General features: G+C 66.0%; 18 protein-coding genes. 7 read left to right on the top strand and 11 right to left on the bottom strand.

Annotated features, from left to right (window positions below; all coding sequences use genetic code 11):
* The first annotated feature begins 4 nt into the window (after positions 1 to 4).
* From AC5Y4H_RS07740 to AC5Y4H_RS07720, 5 genes are all read left to right on the top strand, one after another.
* Entirely contained in the window at positions 5 to 1111 is a 1107-nt protein-coding gene (locus AC5Y4H_RS07740) for an acyl-CoA dehydrogenase family protein (protein WP_499980023.1), read from the top strand.
* 3 nt (positions 1112 to 1114) lie between these two features.
* Positions 1115 to 1558, top strand: coding sequence for a PPOX class F420-dependent oxidoreductase (locus AC5Y4H_RS07735; protein ID WP_499980021.1), 444 nt, complete (start codon positions 1115 to 1117; stop codon positions 1556 to 1558).
* Between the two features lie 24 nt (positions 1559 to 1582).
* Entirely contained in the window at positions 1583 to 2641 is a 1059-nt protein-coding gene (locus tag AC5Y4H_RS07730) for an NAD(P)H-dependent amine dehydrogenase family protein (RefSeq protein ID WP_499980019.1), read from the top strand.
* Between the two features lie 178 nt (positions 2642 to 2819).
* Positions 2820 to 3248 carry an MmpS family transport accessory protein gene (locus AC5Y4H_RS07725; RefSeq protein WP_499980289.1) on the top strand — a complete coding sequence of 143 codons (429 nt, stop codon included), beginning with the start codon at positions 2820 to 2822 and terminating at the stop codon, positions 3246 to 3248.
* The gene (locus tag AC5Y4H_RS07720; protein ID WP_499980018.1) at positions 3245 to 6154 is read left to right on the top strand and encodes an MMPL/RND family transporter; all 2910 of its coding nucleotides are present in this window, start codon (positions 3245 to 3247) and stop codon (positions 6152 to 6154) included. Before AC5Y4H_RS07725 ends, AC5Y4H_RS07720 begins: the two co-directional genes overlap by 4 nt.
* Here AC5Y4H_RS07720 and AC5Y4H_RS07715 read toward each other — a convergent pair.
* The 10 genes from AC5Y4H_RS07715 to AC5Y4H_RS07670 all read right to left on the bottom strand — a co-directional run bounded on the left by AC5Y4H_RS07715 (position 6151) and on the right by AC5Y4H_RS07670 (position 16977).
* Positions 6151 to 6984: a DegV family protein gene (locus AC5Y4H_RS07715; RefSeq protein WP_499980017.1), complete on the bottom strand. Its 834-nt coding sequence runs from the start codon at positions 6982 to 6984 to the stop codon at positions 6151 to 6153. The genes AC5Y4H_RS07720 and AC5Y4H_RS07715 overlap by 4 nt on opposite strands.
* A 5-nt stretch (positions 6985 to 6989) precedes the next feature.
* A complete protein-coding gene (gene octT, locus AC5Y4H_RS07710; RefSeq protein WP_499980015.1) occupies positions 6990 to 7733 on the bottom strand; it encodes a diglucosylglycerate octanoyltransferase in 744 nt (247 codons plus the stop codon).
* Positions 7723 to 8397 (bottom strand): glucosyl-3-phosphoglycerate phosphatase, encoded by a 675-nt coding sequence (gpgP, locus tag AC5Y4H_RS07705; RefSeq protein ID WP_499980013.1) that lies wholly within the window; start codon positions 8395 to 8397, stop codon positions 7723 to 7725. Before gpgP ends, octT begins: the two co-directional genes overlap by 11 nt.
* Positions 8394 to 8789: a ribosome silencing factor gene (gene rsfS, locus AC5Y4H_RS07700; protein WP_499980012.1), complete on the bottom strand. Its 396-nt coding sequence runs from the start codon at positions 8787 to 8789 to the stop codon at positions 8394 to 8396. The genes gpgP and rsfS overlap by 4 nt, the downstream gene beginning before the upstream one ends.
* Positions 8786 to 9454 (bottom strand): nicotinate-nucleotide adenylyltransferase, encoded by a 669-nt coding sequence (nadD, locus tag AC5Y4H_RS07695; protein WP_499980010.1) that lies wholly within the window; start codon positions 9452 to 9454, stop codon positions 8786 to 8788. Before nadD ends, rsfS begins: the two co-directional genes overlap by 4 nt.
* 213 nt (positions 9455 to 9667) lie before the next feature.
* The gene (locus AC5Y4H_RS07690) at positions 9668 to 11116 is read right to left on the bottom strand and encodes a vWA domain-containing protein (RefSeq protein ID WP_499980009.1); all 1449 of its coding nucleotides are present in this window, start codon (positions 11114 to 11116) and stop codon (positions 9668 to 9670) included.
* A 10-nt stretch (positions 11117 to 11126) separates the two neighbouring features.
* The gene (locus AC5Y4H_RS07685) at positions 11127 to 12014 is read right to left on the bottom strand and encodes an AAA family ATPase (RefSeq protein WP_499980008.1); all 888 of its coding nucleotides are present in this window, start codon (positions 12012 to 12014) and stop codon (positions 11127 to 11129) included.
* 36 nt (positions 12015 to 12050) lie between these two features.
* Positions 12051 to 13310 (bottom strand): glutamate-5-semialdehyde dehydrogenase, encoded by a 1260-nt coding sequence (locus AC5Y4H_RS07680; RefSeq protein WP_499980007.1) that lies wholly within the window; start codon positions 13308 to 13310, stop codon positions 12051 to 12053.
* A gap of 71 nt (positions 13311 to 13381) precedes the next feature.
* Complete coding sequence (locus tag AC5Y4H_RS07675; RefSeq protein WP_499980006.1) at positions 13382 to 14785, bottom strand: mechanosensitive ion channel domain-containing protein; 1404 nt, start codon at positions 14783 to 14785, stop codon at positions 13382 to 13384.
* Positions 14785 to 16977, bottom strand: a complete 2193-nt coding sequence (locus AC5Y4H_RS07670; RefSeq protein ID WP_499980003.1) for an adenylate/guanylate cyclase domain-containing protein — start codon at positions 16975 to 16977, stop codon at positions 14785 to 14787. Before AC5Y4H_RS07670 ends, AC5Y4H_RS07675 begins: the two co-directional genes overlap by 1 nt.
* A 153-nt stretch (positions 16978 to 17130) precedes the next feature.
* Between AC5Y4H_RS07670 and AC5Y4H_RS07665 the strand changes: the two genes are divergently transcribed.
* Both AC5Y4H_RS07665 and AC5Y4H_RS07660 read left to right on the top strand, forming a co-directional pair.
* On the top strand, positions 17131 to 18009 hold the full coding sequence (locus tag AC5Y4H_RS07665) for a ribokinase (protein ID WP_499980001.1): 879 nt from the start codon (positions 17131 to 17133) through the stop codon (positions 18007 to 18009).
* A 164-nt stretch (positions 18010 to 18173) separates the two neighbouring features.
* Positions 18174 to 18581 (top strand): hypothetical protein, encoded by a 408-nt coding sequence (locus tag AC5Y4H_RS07660; protein WP_499980000.1) that lies wholly within the window; start codon positions 18174 to 18176, stop codon positions 18579 to 18581.
* 49 nt (positions 18582 to 18630) lie between these two features.
* On the opposite strand, the gene AC5Y4H_RS07655 is transcribed toward AC5Y4H_RS07660, so the two are convergent.
* On the bottom strand, positions 18631 to 20673 hold the full coding sequence (locus AC5Y4H_RS07655; protein WP_499979999.1) for an NAD(+) synthase: 2043 nt from the start codon (positions 20671 to 20673) through the stop codon (positions 18631 to 18633).
* Positions 20674 to 20709: the final 36 nt, after the last annotated feature.

Below are 20709 nucleotides of genomic sequence, written 5' to 3'. Positions count from 1 at the left end.
AGCCATGGACTTTCACTTGAGCGACGAGCAAGCCCTGCTCCGCGACACCACCCGCGACCTGTTGTCGCGCACCTATGACCCGGAAAGCCGCAACAAGATCATCGGCTCCGATCTCGGCTGGAGCCGCGAGGTCTGGAATCAGCTCGCGGACACCGGGATTCTCGGTCTCGGTTTCGAGCCGGAGGAGTCCGGCCAGATCGAGATCATGGTGGTGCTGCACGAGGTCGGGCGCCGGCTGGCGCCCGAACCGGTGCTACACGCCGCGCTGGGTCCCGGTGCGCTGATCGCCGAGCTGGGCAGCGCTGAGCAGAAGCAACTGCTCGACGAGGTCGCGGGCGGACAGCGGCTGCTGGCCTTCGCCCATCTCGAGCCGGGCCAGCGCACGCCGTCCGTCGAGGTGGGCACGAAGGCTGTGCAGCAAGGTGATTCGTGGACGCTGACCGGCCGGAAGAACCCCGTGCTCGCCGGGGACTGCGCCGACACCTTGTTGGTCAGCGCCAGTTTGCCGAACGGTGGCACCGGGCTGTTCCTGGTCGATGCGGCGTCGGTGGCCAGGTCCCCGTACCGAACGTTCGACGGACAGCGCGGCGCCCAGATCGATCTGGATTCCACTGGCGCCGAACCGCTCGGCGAGGGGGGCGACGCATCGGGTGCCATCCGCGACGCCGTCGTGCGCATCCAGTCGGCGCTGTGCGCCGAAGCGCTGGGGGCGATGGAGGAATCGCTGCGGCTGACCACCGATTACCTCAAGAGTCGCAAGCAGTTCGGCGTCACGCTCAACAAATTCCAGGCGCTCACCCAGCGCGCGGCGGACATGTACGTGTCGCTGGAAATGGCGCGCAGCATGACCCTGTATGCGGCCATGTCGATCGCCGACGGCAACATCGACCCGTTGATCGCCTCGCGGGCCAAGCTGCAGATCGGTCGCTCGGGCCGGCACATCGCGCAGGAGTCCGTCCAGATGCACGGCGGCATCGGCGTGACGGCGGAATACCCGGTCAGCCACTACGCCGCCCGTCTCACCGCGATCGAAAACACCCTGGGCACCTCGGGCGAGCACCTGCACAACCTGATTGACCACATCGGCGACTACGACCTGGCGCGTCTGTAAGGCATGGCCGAGCCCCCGGAACTGAGCCGGAAGGTCATCGAGTTCCTATCGGCCGGCACCCGCACCGGGATGCTGGGCTACCTCGCCGCCGACGGCCGGCCCCTGGTCGCGCCGGTGTGGTTCGTGGTCGACGTCGGGCAACAGGGCGCCCAACTGGCGTTCAACACCGGGCGTGACACGTCCAAAGGCCGGGCCCTGGCTCGGGATTCGCGAGTGGTGATCTGCGTGGACGATCCCCATCCGCCGTACTCGTTCGTCCAGGTACAGGGCCTGGCCACGGTCAGCGAGGATATGCAGGACGTGCTGGACATCGCCACCCGCACCGGCCGCCGCTACATGGGCGAAGACCGCGCCGACGAATTCGGCCGTCGCAACGCCGTTCCCGGTGAACTGGTGGTGCGGGTGCGGCCGACCAAGGTCAACGCAGGATTCGATATCAGCAACTAATTCGCCCACGGCAAAGGAGCCGCGATGAGCAAGACAAGCGCAGACCGTCCGCTGCGGGTGATCCAGTGGACGACCGGGAACATCGGTCGCCGCTCGCTGCACGCCATCATCGGGCGGCCCGACTTGGAACTGGCCGGGGTGTATGCGCACGGCGCCGACAAGGTCGGCGTCGATGCCGCCGACCTGGCCGGCTGGCCGGAGCCGACGGGCGTGCACGCGACCAACGACATCGACGCGCTGTTGGCCCTGGGCGCCGACGCGTGTTGCTATAACCCGTTGTGGCCCAGCGTCGACGAATTGGTGCGGCTGCTGGAATCGGGAGTCAGCGTATGCACCAGCGCCGCATGGATCACCGGCGGCAAGCAGACGCCGCAGGACTTCAAACGGATCGAGGACGCCTGCGCGAGGGGCAATTCGACGATCTTCGGCAGCGGCGCGCACCCGGGCATGACGAACATGGTGGGCATGGTGCTGTCCGCCTCGTGCGAACGCGTCGACGAGATCCGGATCACCGAGTCGGTCGACTGCTCGACCTACGAGTCGGCGGAAACCCAGACGGCGATGGGGTTTTCGCAAGACCCCGATACGCCGGGGCTGGCCGAGAACGTCCGGCGGGAAAGCGAGGTCTTCGCGGAATCGGCTGCGATGATGGCCGACGCGATCGGGGCGAAGCTGGACAAGATGACCTTCGACGTCACCTTCACCGCGGCCACCGATGACTCCGATCTGGGCTTTATGAAGATTCCTGCCGGAACGGTCGGCAGCGTCTACGGCTACCACCGCGGCTGGGTAGGCGATCGCAACGTCGTCAGCGTCGGGTTCAACTGGACCATGGGCAGTCACGTCGTCCCGCCCAAGCCCCTCGAGCACGGCCACGTCATTCAAGTGTTCGGGTTGCCCAACATGCGCACCGTGTTGCACTGCCTGCCACCCAAGGATTGGGCGGAACCCGGGTTCATGGGACTCGGAATGATCTACACCGCGATGCCGGTTACCAATGCCGTCCCGGCCGTGGTGGCCGCCCCGCCCGGAATCGTGACACTGGCGGATTTGCCGCCGGTCACCGGTCGGCTGGCCCGCTAGCGGTTATGCCGTTCGCCACAACCGGCCGCCCCGCGAGGAACGCTTGCGTGCACTAAGGTTAGTATCCCTAACTGAGCAAATGTTCCGTTGACATTGGTGTCGTCGGCGACGGTTGGTGAGCTTTGCGGAAGGCGGTCAGGTGGTGACTAGGCCAGACTCGGATTCCCGCCCCGGCTTCTTGACCCGCACCCTGAGACGAGGGTGGATCCCGGTGGTGCTGGTGGTCGTTCTGGCGGTCTCGGCGCTGGTCGTGTCGCGGCTGCACAAGATCTTCGGCTCGGAAGATCTCAACGCAAACGCCGGCAAGGGGATCGAAATCGTGCAGTTCAACCCGAAGGTCGTCGTGTACGAGATCTCCGGCTCGCCGGGTACCACGGCGAACATCAACTACTGGGACGAGAACGCCAACACGCACCAGGTCAACAACGCTCCGCTGCCCTGGTCGACCACGATCTCGACCACGCTGCCGTCGGTGAGCGCCAACATCATGGCGCAGAGCGACGGCGGGACGATCAGCTGCAAGATCACCGTGGACGGCATCGTCCGCGACAACCAGAACTCCGATGGCCATAACGCCCAGACCTTCTGCCTGGTGAAGTCCGCATGAGCGATGTGAACAGCAAGACCGAGCGCGACCTGAGCGCCGCAGACACCGGCCCGATCAAAACGGGGGGCCTGTCCAAGGCCGAGCGGGGTCACCGGCCTTACCTGCCGCATGCGATCCGCATTTTTGCGATACCGATCATTTTGGGCTGGGTGGTGGTGACCGTCCTGGTGAATATGCTGGTCCCCACCCTGGAAGTTGTCGGGGAGGCGCACTCGGCGCCGATGGCACCACTGGATGCGCCGTCGATGAAGGCGATGATGCGCCTGGGCCATAACTTTCACGAGTTCGACTCCAACAGCACCGTCATGATCGTCCTGGAGGGTCAGCACCCCCTCGGCCCCGACGCACATAAGTACTACGACAACCTGATTCGGCAACTCCGCCAGGATCCCGCGCACATCGAGCACATCCAGGACTTCTGGGGAGACCGGCTGACCGCCGCGGGTGCGCAGAGCGCCGACGCCAAGGCTGCGTACGTACAGGTCAACCTCGCCGGTAATCAGGGCACCACGCTGGCCAACAACTCCGTGGACGCCGTCCGCAAGGTCATCGACGAGAACAAGGCGCCACCCGGCGTGAAGGCCTACGTCACCGGTCCCGCGGCGCTGTCCGACGACATGCACATCATCGGCAATGCCAGCCTGGCAAAGATCACGCTGTTCACCCTGGGCGCGATCGCGATCATGTTGCTGCTGGTCTACCGGTCGATCGTCACCACGCTCGTGCAGCTGTTCATGACCTTCGTGGCGCTCGCGTGCGCGCGGGGCGTCGTCGCGGTCTTGGCCTATAACAACGCATTCGGGCTCACCACATTCGCCGCCAATATCCTCACCATGTTGGCGATCGCCGCGGGAACCGACTACGGCATCTTCCTTGTCGGCCGATATCAGGAGGCGCTGGCCGCGGGCGAGGACCGAGAAACCGCGTACTACACCACATTCAAGGGAGTCGCCCCTGTTGTCTTGGGCTCCGGCCTGACGATCGCGGGAGCCACCTACTGTCTGAGTTTTGCTCGGCTGCCCTGGTTCAACACGATGGGCGCGCCGGTGGCGATCGGCATGCTGGTCGTGGTGCTGGCCGGACTCAGCCTGGGCCCCGCGGTCGTCTTCCTCGGCAGTCGCTTCCACCTCTTCGAAAAGCAGGCGAAGCGAGGACGGCTGTGGCGCCGGGTGGGCACCGCCGTGGTGCGTTGGCCCGCAGCCATTTTGGTCGTCAGCGCCGCCGTCGTGCTGGTCGGCATGATCGCCCTGCCGAGCTTCAAGACGAGCTACAACGACCGCCATTACCTGCCGTTGTCAGCCCCGTCCAATCAAGGGCAAGAGGCCGCGAATCGGCATTTCTCCGAGGCCCGGATGAATCCCGACTTGTTGATGGTCGAATCGGACCACGACATGCGAAATCCGGCCGACATGCTGGTGTTGGACAGGGTGGCGAAAAACGAGATGCGCACACTCGGCATCGCCATGGTCCAGGACATCACCAGGCCGTTGGGGATTCCGATCCAGCACAGCTCGATTCCGTTCCAGAACAGCATCCAAAGCCAGACCACGATGCAGAACATGGGCTTCCTCAAGGAGCGCATGAACGACATCCTCAAGATGGCCGATGACCTGCAGACCCAGATCAACACCACGCAGCGCCAGTACGAGGTGTCGCTGGACCTGGCCAATGCCGCCGACGACAGCGCAAAGACCACGGCGGTGACGTCGCAGATCACCGACAACTTGCGCGACCACATCGCGGATTTCGACGACACCTTCCGGCCGGTGCGCACGTACTTCTACTGGGAGAAACACTGCTATGACATTCCGTTGTGCATCGGGCTGCGGTCCCTCTTTGACACGTTCGACGGGTTCGATCAGCTCGCCGAGCAGTTCCATTACCTCACAACCGATATCGCGCACACCGCGAAAGCCACGCACGACCTGAATGCGCTATTCCCCATACTGATCAACACGCTGAAGAACACCAGGGGCATCACGCTGACGCTCTACCAGACGTTCAAGGCGATGATCGACCAGATGGAGGCGATGAGCAACACGGCGATCGTGATGGGGCAAAGCTTCGACAACTCCAAGAACGACGACTTCTTCTATTTGCCGCCTGAGGCCTTCCAAAACCCGGACTTCCAGACGGGTCTGCGAATGTTCTTGTCGCCGGACGGTAAGTCGGCGCGGTTCTTCATTACCCATCAGGGCGATCCGATGTCGCCGGAAGGCATCGCGCGGGTCGACGCCGAACGCACCGCCGCGCAGGAGGGACTGAAGCAGTCCTCGCTGTCGGACGCCAGGGTGTACCTCGGCGGGACCGCCGCGACGTTCCGGGACATGGCCGACGGCGAGAAGTACGACCTGATGATCGCGGTGGTGTCGGCTCTGACGCTGATCTTCATGATCATGCTGCTGCTGACGCGAAGTGTGGTGGCCGCGCTGGTGATCGTCGGCACCGCGGCGAGCTCGATCGCGGCGTCGTTCGGTCTGTCCGTGTTGATTTGGCAGGACTTGTTCGGAATCCGGATCCACTGGATCGTGATGGCGCTGTCGGTCATCATCCTGCTGGCCGTCGGGTCGGACTACAACTTGCTGCTCGTCTCGCGGTTCCGTGAAGAGATCCATCGCGGGCTCAAGACGGGGATCATCCGGTCGATGGCCGGCACCGGTGGTGTGGTGACGGCGGCGGGCCTGGTGTTCGCCTTCACCATGGCGTCCATGCTGGGCAGCGATCTGCGCGTGCTCGGCCAGTTCGGGTCGACCGTGTGCATCGGTCTATTGCTCGACACGCTGATCGTGCGCACATTGCTGATGCCCTCGATCGCCACCCTGCTCGGGCGGTGGTTCTGGTGGCCGCAGGTGGTTCATCCGCGCGGCGACAACGCGCGGCGGCCGGTGCCGGCCCCGGCGGGTTAGCTAGCCGGCAGCTGCAGGCAGACCGCGACGGCGCCCGCGCCGACATGCAAGGCGAGCACCGGCCCCAGTTCGGTGATGATCGCCGGCTCGCACTCCGGCAACCGCTCACCCAGCGCGGTCGCCACCTCGCGTGCGCCGTCCGGGTTGTTGACGTGGTGCACCGCCAGGGCGGCGGCATGGTCGCCGACGACCTGACAGACCCGGTCGATCATCGCCTCCGTCGCATGGCTCACCGTGCGGACCCGTTGGGCCAGAACGAGTTTGCCGTCATCGATACGCAACAGCGGCTTGAGCGCGAGTTTGGTGCCCAGCCATGCCTTCGCCCCGCCGATGCGTCCGCTGCGGCGCAGGTTGTCCAGCCGGTGCACCACGATAAAGGCGTGCCCTCCGGCCACGGCCGCGCGCGCCGCGTCCGCGACGGCCTCGATGTCCTTGCCGTCGGCCGCGGCCCGGGCGGCGGCCAAAGCGACGAAGCCGGTGCCCATCGCGGCCGATCTGGAGTCGACGACGCGCACGTTCGGGTCGAGATCGGCGGCGGTGCGTTCGGCGGCCCGGCAAGTGCCCGACAAAGCAGAGGAAATGTGGATGGCCACCACACCGTCGCCGCCGCTGTCGGCCAGCGCCTGCTGGTACACGTCGGCCAGCTCGGCCGGGGTGGCCGCCGCGGTGGTGGCCGGCAGCTTGTGGACGTCGCCGGGAACGTCGTCGACACCGTCGCGCAGGTCGTTGCCGTCCAGCAGGATGTGCAGCGGAACGACGCGTATGCCCCACTTTTCGAGCAGGTCGGCCGGCACACGTGCCGACGAGTCGGTCACCACCACCACAGTCACGCGAACTACCCGCGGGGCTTCTCGTTGGGAACGCCGGTTTCGGCCAGCGCCTTGAGCATCAACTCCGCGACCGCCTGGTGGGCCTCGAAATTCCAGTGGATGCCGTCGGGGTTTCCCCGGCCACTCATAATCTGCTCGGCGACAGCGGCTTTGAGATCGACCAAGGGCACCTCGTGGTGTTGCGCCCAATCGGTGATGGCGGCCGCCGTCCCCGCGCGTCCGTGGTGGGCGCGGCCGTAGGTGTCCGCGATATGTACCGACGGCAGCGAGGCCACGATCGGGATGCCGGGGCGATTGAAATCGATTGCGCCCCGCGTCTGTTCGAGATAGTCGGCACTGAGGTGCGGAGGCAGTGCCGGCCTGGCGATCGGTGAGAGCTTGGGCTGCAGCCAGCCATAGCCGTCACGGACCCAGCGCCGCAGCCAGGGCGGCCGCACATAGCGGATCAGCTCGCGCAGCGCGGTGGGCAGCACCGACGGCAGCGAATCCATGCCGCCGGTGGCGAAGATGACCGCGCCGGCGCGCGGGAGCGCCGCCCAAGCCCGCGGGTCCTGGGTCGCCGCCCACCAGATGTCGCGGCACGTCCAGCCGATGCGGCCAATCAACTCGACATCCCAACCAAGTTGTGCCGCAACGATGTTCGGCCAAATCCGGGGATCGTCGGCGGGCAGGCCCCCGGTGGGCCCGTAGTAGGCCAGCGAGTCCGCGAAGATCAGCAGTGTGGGCTTGGGCCGCCGCTCAGAGGACATCGTTGGACACCTGCGCCGAAGCGTTCCACACGTCCAGACGCCAACGGATGCTGTCGAATTCGTCCGCGGGATCGTCGTTATGCCCGGAAAGTTGCACCCAGCTGGCATTGCCCATGCCACCCAGAATCGGCCAGTTGGCGACCGGAAGCTTCAGCAGCGCGGCCGACAGCGCGGCGATCAAGCCGCCGTGAGCCACCAGCACCACCGGGCGATCCGGGCCGTCGGGGTCACCCCATTCCGGCTCGCCGGACACCAATTCGGCAACCAGCGGCACGCTGCGCGCCGCGACGTCGACCCTGCTCTCACCGCCATGCGGCGCCCAGGTGGCGTCTTCGCGCCAGGCCAGCCGCGCGCCGGGAGCCTGCGCGTCGACTTCGGTGTGGGTCAACCCCTGCCAGTCGCCGAGATGGGTTTCCCGCAGCCGCTGGTCCACCCGGATCGGCACGCCGGTCACCTCCCCCAGCCTGATCGCCGTGTCGTAGGCCCGATGCAGATCCGACGACGCGATCAGCAGTGGCTGCAGCTTGCCCAGCACCTCGGCGGCCGCAACCGCCTGTGCCCGCCCGAGTTCGCTGAGCTCGGAATCCAGCTGGCCCTGCATTCGGCTGCCGGCGTTGAACTCGGTTTGGCCGTGCCGCAACATGATCAGACGACGAATTTTCATTGCGCGCCCGGCACTTCGGAGTCGTCGCGGCCCTCGTCGAGGTCTAGCGGCACCACCGGGCAGTCACCCCACAACCGGTCCAGGGCATAGAAGTCCCGATCTTCCTGGTGCTGGATGTGAACGACGATGTCGCGATAGTCCAGCAGCGTCCAGCGGCCTTCCCGGGTGCCCTCACGACGGGCCGGCTTGTAGCCGGCCTTGCGCATCTTCTCCTCGACCTCGTCGACGATGGCATTGACCTGTCGCTCGTTGGACGCCGAGGCGATCACGAAGCAGTCCGTGATGGCGAGCTGGGCCGAGACGTCTATGACGACGACGTCGTCGGCCAGCTTCGCGGCGGCGGCGCCGGCGGCCACCGTCGCCATGTCGATGGCCTCGTCGGTGGCGCTCATGGGCGTTCCCCTGTGGTCAGGCGTGTTTCGTTCACGATCACCGGCGGCCCCTCGTCATCGCGGTAGAGCCGGCGTTTGGAGACGTACTGCACGACGCCGTCGGGCATCAGGTACCACAGCGGCCGGCGCTCGGCGGCGCGGCGACGGCAATCGGTCGAAGAGATGGCCAGCGCTGGGATCTCGACCAGGGTCAGCGCGTGCTCAGGCAACTCGCCCAGCACGCCGGTGATGTGTTCGCGCCGCAGCTCGTAGCCGGGCCTGCTGACGCCGATGAAGCGTGCCAGCTCGAACGCCGTCTCCCAGCCCTCCCACGACAGAATGGAGGCCAGCGCGTCGGCCCCGGTGATGAAGTACAGCTCGGAGTCCGGGTTGAGGGCGTGCAGGTCGCGCAGGGTGTCCTTGGTGTAGGTAGGCCCGGCGCGGTCGATGTCGACCCGGCTGACCGAGAAGCGCGGATTGGACGCCGTGGCGATCACCGTCATCAGGTAGCGGTCCTCGGCAGCGGAAACGTGCCGCTCCTTCTGCCAGGGCTGGCCGCTGGGCACGAACACCACTTGGTCGAGGTCGAACAGGTCGGCGACCTCGCTGGCAGCAACCAGGTGGCCGTAATGGATGGGGTCGAATGTCCCACCCATCACTCCTAACCTGCGAGGCTGCTTTTGCACGATTTGCCAGCTTACTTGAGCCGACGTTACCGCCCGATTTCCCAGGCTGTGGTCACATGCGCCACACCAGCATCTGCTCGAAGTGGCATGCCTTTTGCCTGCCTCCGAGCGACAACAAGCGGCGCGGGCGGGCTGGTCGCTCGAAGGTGGGCACATGCAGTGTCCGTTCTGGCGGGGACTGCTGTGGCTGGAGTGACCCGACGCGCTCGGCCCCTACACCGGCAGAAGTTGGTCGATCACCGCGGCCAGCTGCTTGGCAGACCTGCACTCGTGCATCCGGATGACGTCTTGGTAGCGCGGCACCGCCGAGTCGCCGCTGCCCCACAGATGCTTGGGCTCGGGATTCAGCCAGTGCGCGTGCCTGCTGGCGGTCACCATGTGGGACAGCAGCTCGGTCTCCGGGTTGCGGTAATTGGTCCGGCCGTCCCCGAGCACCAGCAGCGAGGTGCGCGGCGACAGCACATTGGGGAACGCCTGGATGAACGACGCGAACGCGTTGCCGTAATCGGAATGGCCGTCGCGACTGTAAACTCCCGACTCCCGGGTGATCCGCTGGATGGCCACGGCCAGGTCGGCTTCCGGGCCGAACATGTGGGTCACCTCGTCGGTCGTGTCGATGAAGGCAAACACGCGAACCCGCGAGAATTGTTGGCGCAGAGCATGTACCAGGAGCAGAGTGAAGTGGCTGAATCCGGCGACCGAGCCGGACACATCGCACAGCACCACCAGTTCCGGTCGTGCGGGTCGCGGCTTTGCCAGCACGACGTCGATCGGAACCCCGCCGGTGGACATCGACTTGCGCAGCGTCTTGCGCATATCGATCGACCCGGCCCGGGCGCGTCGCCGACGGGCCGCCAGCCGGGTCGCCAGCGTGCGGGCCAGCGGGGCCACCACGCGGCGCATCTGGCGCAGCTGCTCACCGGAAGCGCGCAGGAATTCCACGTTCTCGGAAAGCTGTGGAATGCCGTACATCTGGACGTGATCGCGACCCAGCTGCTCCGCGGTGCGCCGTTTGGTCTCTGAATCGACCATCTTACGCAATTGGCTGATCCGCTGCGCGGCAAGTGCTTTCGCGATCTCCTCCTGGCTGGGAGTGGGTTCGTCGCCGTACGAGGCGAGCAGCCCGGCCAGCAGCTTGCCCTCGAGCTCGTCCAGCGCCATCGCCTTGAGCGCCTGGTACGACGAGAAGGACGGGCCGCGACTGGAGGTGTATTTGCCGTATGCCTCGACGATCCGGGCGATCATCGCGACCAGGCGCTCGTCCATGTCGGCGAGGTCGGGGTTCTCGGTGAGCAGGTCCACCAGCATCTGGCGCATCGCCTCGACGTCGTCGGGCGGCAACGCGCTGTCGTCCGACGAGTCGTCGGCGTCGTCGTCACTGACCACCGCGCGTGCGCCCAGTGCCGCCGGGAACCACAGGTCGAACATGGCGTCATAGGTCTCGCGGTGATCGGACCGGCGCAACACGGCGCACGCCAACCCCTCCCGCAGCACCTTCCGGTCACCCAGGCCGAGCGTCGCCATCACCCGCCCGGCGTCCACCGTTTCCGACGGACCGACCGAAATCCCGGCCCCGCGAAGCGCTTCCACGAATCCGACCAAATGGCCGGGCAGCCCGTGCGGGGCGAGCGGCCGGGAGGGTCGGGTGCGGCGCGATGCCATTGCAGTCGTCCTAATTCAGCCGCAGCTCGCCGGTCGCGCGCTGCTGGTCGGATTGATGTTTGAGCACCACCCCGAGCGTGGCCGCGACGACCGCGTCGTCGATGGTGTCCAGGCCCAGCGCGAGCAGCGTGCGGCCCCAGTCGATCGTCTCGGCGATGGACGGAACTTTCTTGAGTTGCATGCCGCGCAGCACCCCGATGATGCGAACGAGTTCCTCGGCCAGATGCGCGGGCAGCTCGGGGACGCGGGACAACAGGATGCGGCGTTCCAGGTCGGGGCTGGGAAAGTCGATGTGCAAGTACAGGCAGCGACGCTTGAGCGCCTCGGACAGCTCGCGGGTGGCGTTGGAGGTCAGCACTACCAGCGGAGTCCGCTCGGCGGTGATGGTGCCCAGTTCGGGAACGGTCACCGCGAAGTCGGACAGCACCTCGAGCAGCAGGCCCTCGATCTCGATGTCCGCCTTGTCGGTTTCGTCGATGAGCAGCACGGTCGGCTCGGTGCGCCGGATGGCGGTCAGCAACGGACGCTGCAGCAGGAACTCCTCGCTGAAGACGTCGTCCTTGGTTTGATTCCAGTCCCCGTGTCCGGCAGCGTTGCTGGTTTGAATACGAAGTATCTGCTTGGCGTGGTTCCACTCGTAGAGCGCGCGGGCCTCGTCGACGCCCTCGTAGCACTGCAGGCGGACCAGTCCAGAGCCGGTGGCCTGCGCGACGGCGCGGGCCAGTTCGGTCTTGCCGACGCCGGCCGGACCTTCCACCAACAACGGCTTACCGAGCCGGTCGGCCAAAAACACGGCCGTCGCGGTGGCGGTGTCGGGCAGGTAGCCGGTCTCGGCCAGCCGCCGCGACACGTCGTCGATGTCGTCGAACAACGGCTTGGACCGGGCGGGCACACTCACAATCGGTTCTCCTAAAACGCTTTCGCCACGCGGTTATCAGGCCGGACGAGTTTGTCCGTCCCCCCACGCAATCCATTTGGTCGAGGTCAATTCGGGGAGCCCCATCGGACCGCGCGCATGCAGTTTCTGGGTCGAGATGCCGATTTCGGCGCCGAAGCCGAACTGCTCACCGTCGGTGAAGGCCGTGGATGCGTTCACCATCACCGCGGCCGCGTCCACACCGTCCGTAAACTTCTGCGCCGCAGCCATATTCGTGGTCACGATGGCCTCGGTGTGCCCGGTGCCGTACTCGTTGATGTGAGCGATCGCGGCGTCGATACCGTCGACCACGGCCACCGCGATGTCCATCGACAAGTACTCGCGGCGCAGGTCCTCTTCGTCCGCATCCTTCGAAAATCCGCCGTGCACGGTCACGCCGGCGTCCTGCAGGGCGGTCATCAGCCGGGGCAGCGCGTCTTGGGCGATCGCGACGTCGACCAGCAGCGTCTCGGCGGCGTTGCAGACACTGGGCCGACGGGTCTTGGAATTCAGCAGGATTCGCTCCGCCACATCCAAGTCGGCGCCTTCGTGCACATAGACGTGACAGTTGCCGACGCCGGTCTCGATGGTGGGCACCTGCGCGTCGCGGACCACCGCGTTGATCAGGCTCGCCCCGCCACGCGGAATTACCACGTCGACCAGGCCGCGGGCCTGGATCAGATGTGTCACCGTGGCGCGGTCATCGGCTGAAAGCAGTTGGACCGCATCGGCGGGCAGGTCCTCGCTGACCAGCGAAGCCCGCAGTACCTGGACCAGCGCCTGGTTGGACCGCGTCGCCGACGAACTTCCGCGCAGCAGTACGGCGTTGCCGGACTTCAAAGCCAGTCCGAAGGCGTCGACGGTCACATTGGGCCGGCCCTCGTAGATCATGCCGACGACGCCCAGCGGCACCCGCTGCTGACGCAGCTGCAGCCCGTTGGGCAAGGTGTAACCCCGCAGCACCTCCCCTACCGGATCGGGCAGCCCTGCGACCTGACGCAGGCCGGCGGCGATGCCCTCGACGCGTTTGGAGTCCAACGCCAGCCGGTCGAGCATCGCGGACGGTGTCCCGGCGGCCCGCGCGGCGTCGAGGTCTTCGGCGTTGGCCGACAGGATCAGATCGCTGTGGGCCGCTATCGCGTCGGCCGCAGATCGCAGTGCCTGATCTTTGGCAACCGTCGGTAGCAACGCCAGGACACGTGACGCGACACGGGCGCGGCGCGCGGCGTTGTGCACCTCCTGGCGCAAGTCAGGAAGCGATGGTGCCTGCAGACTCATCAAACCAGGGTATCGGGCGGCAAAACCCCGGGTGAGGCGACCCGATCGCGACCCCAGATGGTGGCGACGCCCTACCCGACCCGCTCCCCACGCCGCGCACTGCGCACCTTGCTGCGCCGCTCTTCGATGATGTTGCCGAAGTTCTGCAGCAACAGGGGCGCACGCGTCACCAGGTGCTCGATGTGTTCCCGCTCGATCTCCAGCGCCGTGACCTCTTCGAGCGCGTAAGCGCTGGCCAAATTCGGTTGCCGAGTCAGCGCGGTCAGTCCCAGGAACGACCCCTCGACCAGCGTGCTAATCGGCACCAGCGAGCCGTCGTCGGCGGTCGCGGTCAGCTGCACGCGCCCGGAAACTAGGAACGTCATGCTCGTCGGGACCTGGCCGGCGTACTCGACCACCTCGGCGGCGCCGTAGCGGACGATCCTCGCGGCGGACCGCAGCGATCGCTGCTCCTCGGCGCCGATCCGCAACGCAGGCGCCACCACCGTGTGCAACGCATGCTCCACGCGTTCGATGGTGGAGAAGTCGTCGTCGGCGTCGTCGAGGTGCAGACCTTCCCGTCGCGCCGCATACCAGGCCCAACGCAGGAAGGTGGCCTTGGCGGCGCCGTCGTCAGCCGGCGAGTTCAACCCGATGGTCGTGCGGTACTCGGCCGCGCCGACCGGCACGGTACGCGGCACGCTGCCGGCCCTGAGCTGTGGCAAGCGCTCGGCGATACGCGACAGCAAGGCACACACGCGGTCCGGCGGATCGACACTGGAAAACGTCGTCGTCACCGACAGCTTGTGCGCCCCGGGCGGGCGAGAAAGATTCGTGAACGCATTGCTGGCGAGCACCGAGTTCGGTGTGACCCGAATACCGCTGCCGGTATCGATGTGCACGGCACGCCAATTCACCTCCACCACGCGGCCGCGGGCCGCGCCGGTGTCCAGCCATTCATCGATGCGGAAGGGCTGCTCGAACAACATGAACAGGCCCGACACGATCTGGCCGACGGAGTTCTGCAACATCAGACCGATGACGACCGACGTGACACCCAGCGCGGTGAAGATACCGCCGATGCGCACACCCCAGATGTAGGACGACATCACTGCCAGACCGACACCGATCACGGCCAGGCGGGCACAGTCCACAAAAATCGTGGGTAGCCTTTTACGCCAGCTGTTTTCGGGTGCGCTTTCGAACATCGTCGCGTTGAGGCCGGACAGCACGAGCACCAGCACCAACAGGCCGAACACCGTGGTCAGGACGCGCACCGGAACGTCGCCGGCCGGGACCTGCGAGGCCTGCACCAACAACAGCAACAGCGCACCGAGCGGCAGCAGATAGTTGCGCAGCAGGCCGACCTGCCGGGCCAGAGGACTGTTCCTGCGCAGCAGCGCGTCGTGCAGCTCGGTGAGCGCGATCAACCCGATCGGCAACCCGACCGCAATGCCGATCGCCCAGTAGAACCATGTCGAGTTGGAAAGGTTCATCAGCGCTCCTGCAACCGGTAGATCGCCTGATCGGCGCCGCCGACGGAGATGGTGCCGGCGGGTGTGAAGTGCCGGACATCCCGCATCGCCTCGTACACCTGCGAGCTGACGTAGACACCGGGCTGCGGTGCGCCGCTGTGCATTTGATAGGCCAAACTGACCGCGCCGCCCCACATGTCGTAGACCAGGCTGGAGCGGCCGACCAGCCCGCTCACCACATTGCCGGTGTTCACACCTACTCGCAGGCCCAGCTGGTGGGCCGATTGCGCGTTGAATCGGTCGATGATGCGACCGATTTCGAGGGCGAAATCGACCGCGCGATGCATGCTGTCCAGCCGCGGGGTGACCACCCCGCAACTGGCCAGATAACCGTTGTGGAACGTGCGAATCCGTTCGACGCCGAGGGCTTCGGCGGCCGAATCGAATTGCCGGAAAAGACCGTCGACGGTGGCGACCAACTCGTCTTCGGGCAGGTCGTTCGACATCTCGTCCAGGCCGATGATGTCGGCATAGATGATGGCGACGTCCTGATGTTTCTGAGCGATGGTCTCCTCGCCATCGCGATAGCGTCGCAACACCGATTCGGGCATCAACGCCAGCAGCACACGGTCGTTTTCCCGGCGCTGCTCGTTGAGCAGCTCTTCCTTGATCGCCAGACTCCGGCTCATCTCATTGAATGCCGCTGTGAGATCACCGATTTCGTCACGCCGCTTGACCGGGATGTTGATCTCGTAGTCGCCCGAGCTGATCTTGCGGGTGCCCTCTTCGAGGCGCCGGACCGGCCGCACCGCTGCCTGTGCGACGAACATCGAGGCCACACAGATGGCGAAGATCATTGCCGCGACAGCGATCACCAGCGTCTTGCTGAACCTGCCCAGGCGGGCGAACGCGTCGGAGTTGTCGCGCGTCGCGAGGATCGACCAGTGCAGGTCGGAATTGGGGATGTTCAGCGGGGCGTAGGCTTCCAGCTCCCTGTTGCCCATGTAGTCGGTGGCGCTGACGACGCCCGTCTCGCCGCGCTTGGCGGCCCGCAGACCGGCGGTGTCGACCGGCTGCACCAGGGTGGTGGTGCCCAGCCGGATAGCACGATCGACCACGTCGGGCGGGGTACCGGCGTCGATCGCCGAGCGCCGGTAGCCCTTCGGATCCTCGATGAAATCCCTTGAATCGGAACGCATCAAATCGTCGGGACCCGCCAGATACGTTTCGGTCGCCGGCCCCATCCCGCCCGCTTCCCAATGTTTGTCGGCGGTCATGATCTTGTTGATCTTCGCGACCGGCACCGGCAGCGCCATCACTCCCTCGAATCTGCCGTTCATGCCGATCGGTGACACCACCCACGCCGTGGGTGTATCGAGTGCCGGCTGGTACTGCTGGAAGTCGGTGATCCAGACGAAGTCGACGTCGTTGGACGCCAGGGCTTTCTGGTATGCCTCCCGCAGCTTCGACTCGCGGTACGGGCCGGTCAGGATGTTGGTCCCGAGGTCGGGACCCTTGCGCACGCTGTAGACGACATTGCCCTGCATGTCCAACAACAGCGCGTCGCGATAGTCGAACCGGTTGACGATGCCGCGCATGTAGAAGTCGAAGCGCGCGTTGGACGCCGACCAGGCGCTGCCGTCGCCGGCGTCCAGGACGGGCAACGCATCTGGGTTCGCCCGGGGCGGGGCGGTGTAGTAGGCCTGAACGTACTTCTGCGCGTTCGAACTTGGCAGGACGGCCCTGATGTCGATGGTGTCCCCGGTGATCTGCTTGATCGGTTTGATCATGTCGTTGTCGTAGTAATCGACCAACGACTGCTGCTGGGCGGGCGAGATCGTCGCATTGTTCAATTGAGCGAAATCCGCCGTGAGGGCCGTCGTCGCCTGGTTGATGCCGAACCCGCCACTCCAGATGATCAGCGAATTCGACACCTCACGGAACAGCGCCTGCACCGCTCGCTTCTGGGATTCGCGCATCTCGATCAGGCGTTCGGACTCCACCTGCCGCAACGCGCTGCGCCCGGACGCCGCCCCAATGGCGCCGATCACCGCAACGCCCAGGATGCTGGACAGCAACATGGTGATCAGAATTTTGGATTGGATGCCGAAACGGAATCGGGCCAGGGCATTCCGGCGTGCGCGCTTGGCGGCCGGTTGAGCCGGTTCGGGATCGGTATGGGGTTCAGCGTCCGTCAGCTCGCTCGTGGTCAATCGCCTGCCCTTTTCTTTCGGATCCTGCACCCCTAACGCAGCAGAATATCGCGCGGAGATCGAGTTATTCGGGGTTTGCCGGGAAGCGATTCGGCGTCGAAAGTGCCGGTGCCCTGGTGCGCTTTGCCGCTCGTCGCGACTAACGTCGGCGCCATGACAGGCGTCTGTGTGGTGGGCAGTGTGAATCTCGATCTGTCGTTGAGTGTCGACGCCCTTCCACGGCCCGGCGAAACGGTTTTGGCGTTGTCGTTGACGCACGCCCCCGGCGGCAAGGGCGGCAATCAGGCGGTGGCGGCGGCGCGCGCGGGTGCGCACGTGCAATTCGTCGGAGCGGTTGGTGACGACGCGGCCGCCGGGCAATTGCGCGCGCACCTGGAGGCCAACGGCGTCGGGCTGGACGGAGCCATCGAAATTCCCGGCCCCAGCGGCACGGCGATCGTCTTGGTCGACGCGAATGCCGAGAACACGATCGTGGTCGCACCGGGGGCCAACGGTCGTTTCACACTGACCGACGACCGTGCCCGCGCGGTCGTCGCAAACTGCGACGTGATGTTGACCCAGCTGGAGATTCCGGTGGCCACCGCTGTCGCGGCGGCACGACACGCACGTTCGTCGGGAGCGGTCGTCGTTGTGAACGCGTCGCCGGCCGGTCAGGACTCCGGCGCGTTGGGCGACCTGGCGGCCGCCGCGGACGTGGTGATCACCAACGAAGAAGAAGCCGACGAATGGCTCTCGCGTCCCGAGCATTTGGTGGTCACCCTGGGCGCGCAAGGCGCCCGTTACGTCGGCACGGACGGCGAGTACGTGGTGCCGGCTCCGGCGGTGGATGCGGTGGACACCACCGGGGCGGGCGACGTCTTCGCCGGTGTGCTGGCCGCGACCTGGCCACTCAATCCCGGCTCGCCGGATCAGCGGCGGCACGCGTTGCAGCGCGCCTGTGCAGCGGGCGCGTTGGCGACGCTGGTGGCCGGCGCGGGCGATTGCGCACCGGACGCCCAGGCGATCGAGCGGGCACTCCGCAACGCGTCCTAGGCGCCGCTACCGCTTTCGCGGTTTGCGCTCGATGCCGTACTGAGCGGGGGCGAGCAACCCCCTGACCTGCGGATGGCAGTGTTTGGCAGCGCCCTGGATCGATCTGGCAGTGGTTCGCGAGCAGCGTCGATAGCGATCGCAGTCGCCATCGAGAAAGGAACATCATGTCCGCAACCACGATTGACCGCACGGGCACCCGGGACGGTTTGCTTCGCCTTGCCATGCGGGCCGACGCCGCCATCAGCGGACTGGTCGGCTTGGCCGGTATGCCGCTGGCCGGTTGGCTCGCCGACATCTCGGGCACCACGAAAGCGTTCGAGTACGGCATGGGCGCGTTCTTGATCGCCTACGGCATCGTCGTGTTCGGGCTGGCCGCCCTACCGTCGGTACGGCGCGCCGGCATGGCCGTCATCATCGCGAACGTGGCCTACACGGTGGCCGCCATCGTCCTCGTGCTCGCGGACGTATTCCCGTTGACGTCGACCGGCGTGGTGTTGAACCTGGCGGCCGGCGTTTACACGCTGGTGTTCGCCGAGTTGCAGTACCAGGGCTGGCGCCGCGCACAGGCGTGAGTCCGAACGGCCCGCCCGGCAGTCCCGGGCGGGCCCGCTGCTGCGCGAACTAGTCCTCGGGGATCTCGCGTTCGATCTCGTCGAGCCAGATGCGCGCCGACATATCCGACGGGGCGCGCCAGTCTCCGCGCGGCGACAGCGAACCACCGTGCGACACCTTGGGCCCATTCGGCAGGGCCGAGCGCTTGAACTGGCTGAACGAGTAGAACCGCTGCACGAAAACCTGCAGCCAGTGCCGAATCTCCTTCAGCGAGTACGACGGCCGTTTGTCCTCCGGGAAACCGGGCGGCCAGATGCCGTGTTCGGGATCGCTCCACGCATGCCAGGCCAGGAATGCGATTTTCGATGGCCGGAATCCATAGCGCAGCACGTGGAACAGTGAAAAGTCCTGCAGCGCAAACGGTCCCACTTTGGCCTCGCTGCTTTGCAGCTCTTCCTCCTCGCCGCTGGGCACCAGCTCCGGGGTGATCTCGGTGTCGAGCACCGACTGCAACACCTCGCCGACCTCCGGCTCGAATTGTTCCGACGAGATCACCCAGCGGATCAGGTGCTGGACCAGCGTTTTGGGCACGCCGCCATTGACGTTGTAGTGCGACATCTGGTCGCCGACGCCGTATGTCGACCAGCCCAACCCGAGTTCGGACAGGTCGCCGGTGCCCAGGACGATCCCGCCACGCTGGTTGGCCAGTCGGAACAAGTAGTCGGTGCGTAAACCGGCCTGAACATTTTCGAAGGTGACGTCATACACCTTCTCGCCCCGGGCGAACGGGTGATCCATCTCCTTGAGCATCAATTCCGCGGTCTCACGAATGTCGATCTCGGAGAACGTCACACCCAGCGTGCGGCACAGCTCGGCGGCGTTGCGCTTGGTGTGGTCGCCGGTCGCAAAGCCGGGCAGGGTGAACGCCAAAATGTCACTGCGCGGGCGTTGTTCGCGATCCATCGCGCGGGCGGCCACGATCAGCGCATGCGTGGAATCCAGGCCGCCGGAGATCCCGATGACGACCTTCGGGAAATCCAGTGCGCGCAGGCGCTGTTCGAGACCGGCGACCTGGATGTTGTAACCCTCGAAGCAGTCCTGTTCCAGCCGTTGCGGATCGGCGGGAACGAAGGGGAAGCGCTCGATATCGCGCCGCAGCCCGATGTCGCCGCCCGGTGGGTCCAGCCGGAACTCGATGCGCCGGTAGGTGTCCGTCGTCGTCCTGTGGTGGCGCCGGTTGTCGTCGAACGTGCCCATCCGGAGCCGTTCCGAGCGAAGCAGTTCGATGTCGACGTCGGCGACGCTACGTCGCTCCCCTTTGGGGAAACGCTCGGACTGAGCCAGCATCACACCGTTTTCGAACACCATGGTCTGGCCGTCCCACGCCAGGTCGGTCGTCGATTCACCTTCCCCGGCAGCCGAATACACGTACGCGGCCAGGCATCGCGACGAGGCGGAACGGGCCAGCAGGCAGCGGTCCTCGGCGCGGCCGATCGTGATCGGACTACCGGACAGGTTGGCCAGCACCGTCGCACCCGCGAGCGCGGCCTCCGCGCTCGGCGGGATCGGCACGAACATGTCCTCGCAAATCTCCACGTGCAGCACCAAACCGGGCACGTCGGAGGCCTCGAACAGCAGATCGGGACCGAACGGCACCTCGACGCCGGCGACACGGATGGTGCCGCGCTCGTCGTCTCCCGGTGCGATCTGGCGGCGCTCGTAGAACTCTCGATAGGTAGGCAGGTAAGACTTCGGCGCCACCCCCAGCACCTCACCGCGGTGGATGACCACGGCGGCGTTGTAGATCCGGTGCCGATGGCGCAGCGGGGCACCGACTACCAGAACGGGCAACAACTCGGCCGAGGCCGCGACGATCTCCGCGATGGCCTTGTCGACATCGTCGAGCAACAGGTCCTGCAGCACGATGTCTTCGATCGAATACCCGGACAGCGTCAGTTCCGGGAAGACGGCCAGCGCGACGGCATCGTCGTGGCACTCCCTGGCCATTCGCAGGACCGATTCGGCATTGGCGGCCGGGTCGCCGATGACCGTGTGGTGCGTGCATGCGGCGACGCGGGCAAAGCCCTGGCTGTAAGCGTTGTAAAAGTCCATCGCCCTTCCATTGTCGTCCCATGCGTGTCAACCCGG

The sequence above is a fragment of the Mycobacterium sp. NGS58 genome, assembly GCF_059812385.1.
The sequence above is the reverse complement of the archived record's forward strand: the minus strand, read 5'-3'. Positions and strand labels throughout refer to the sequence as shown.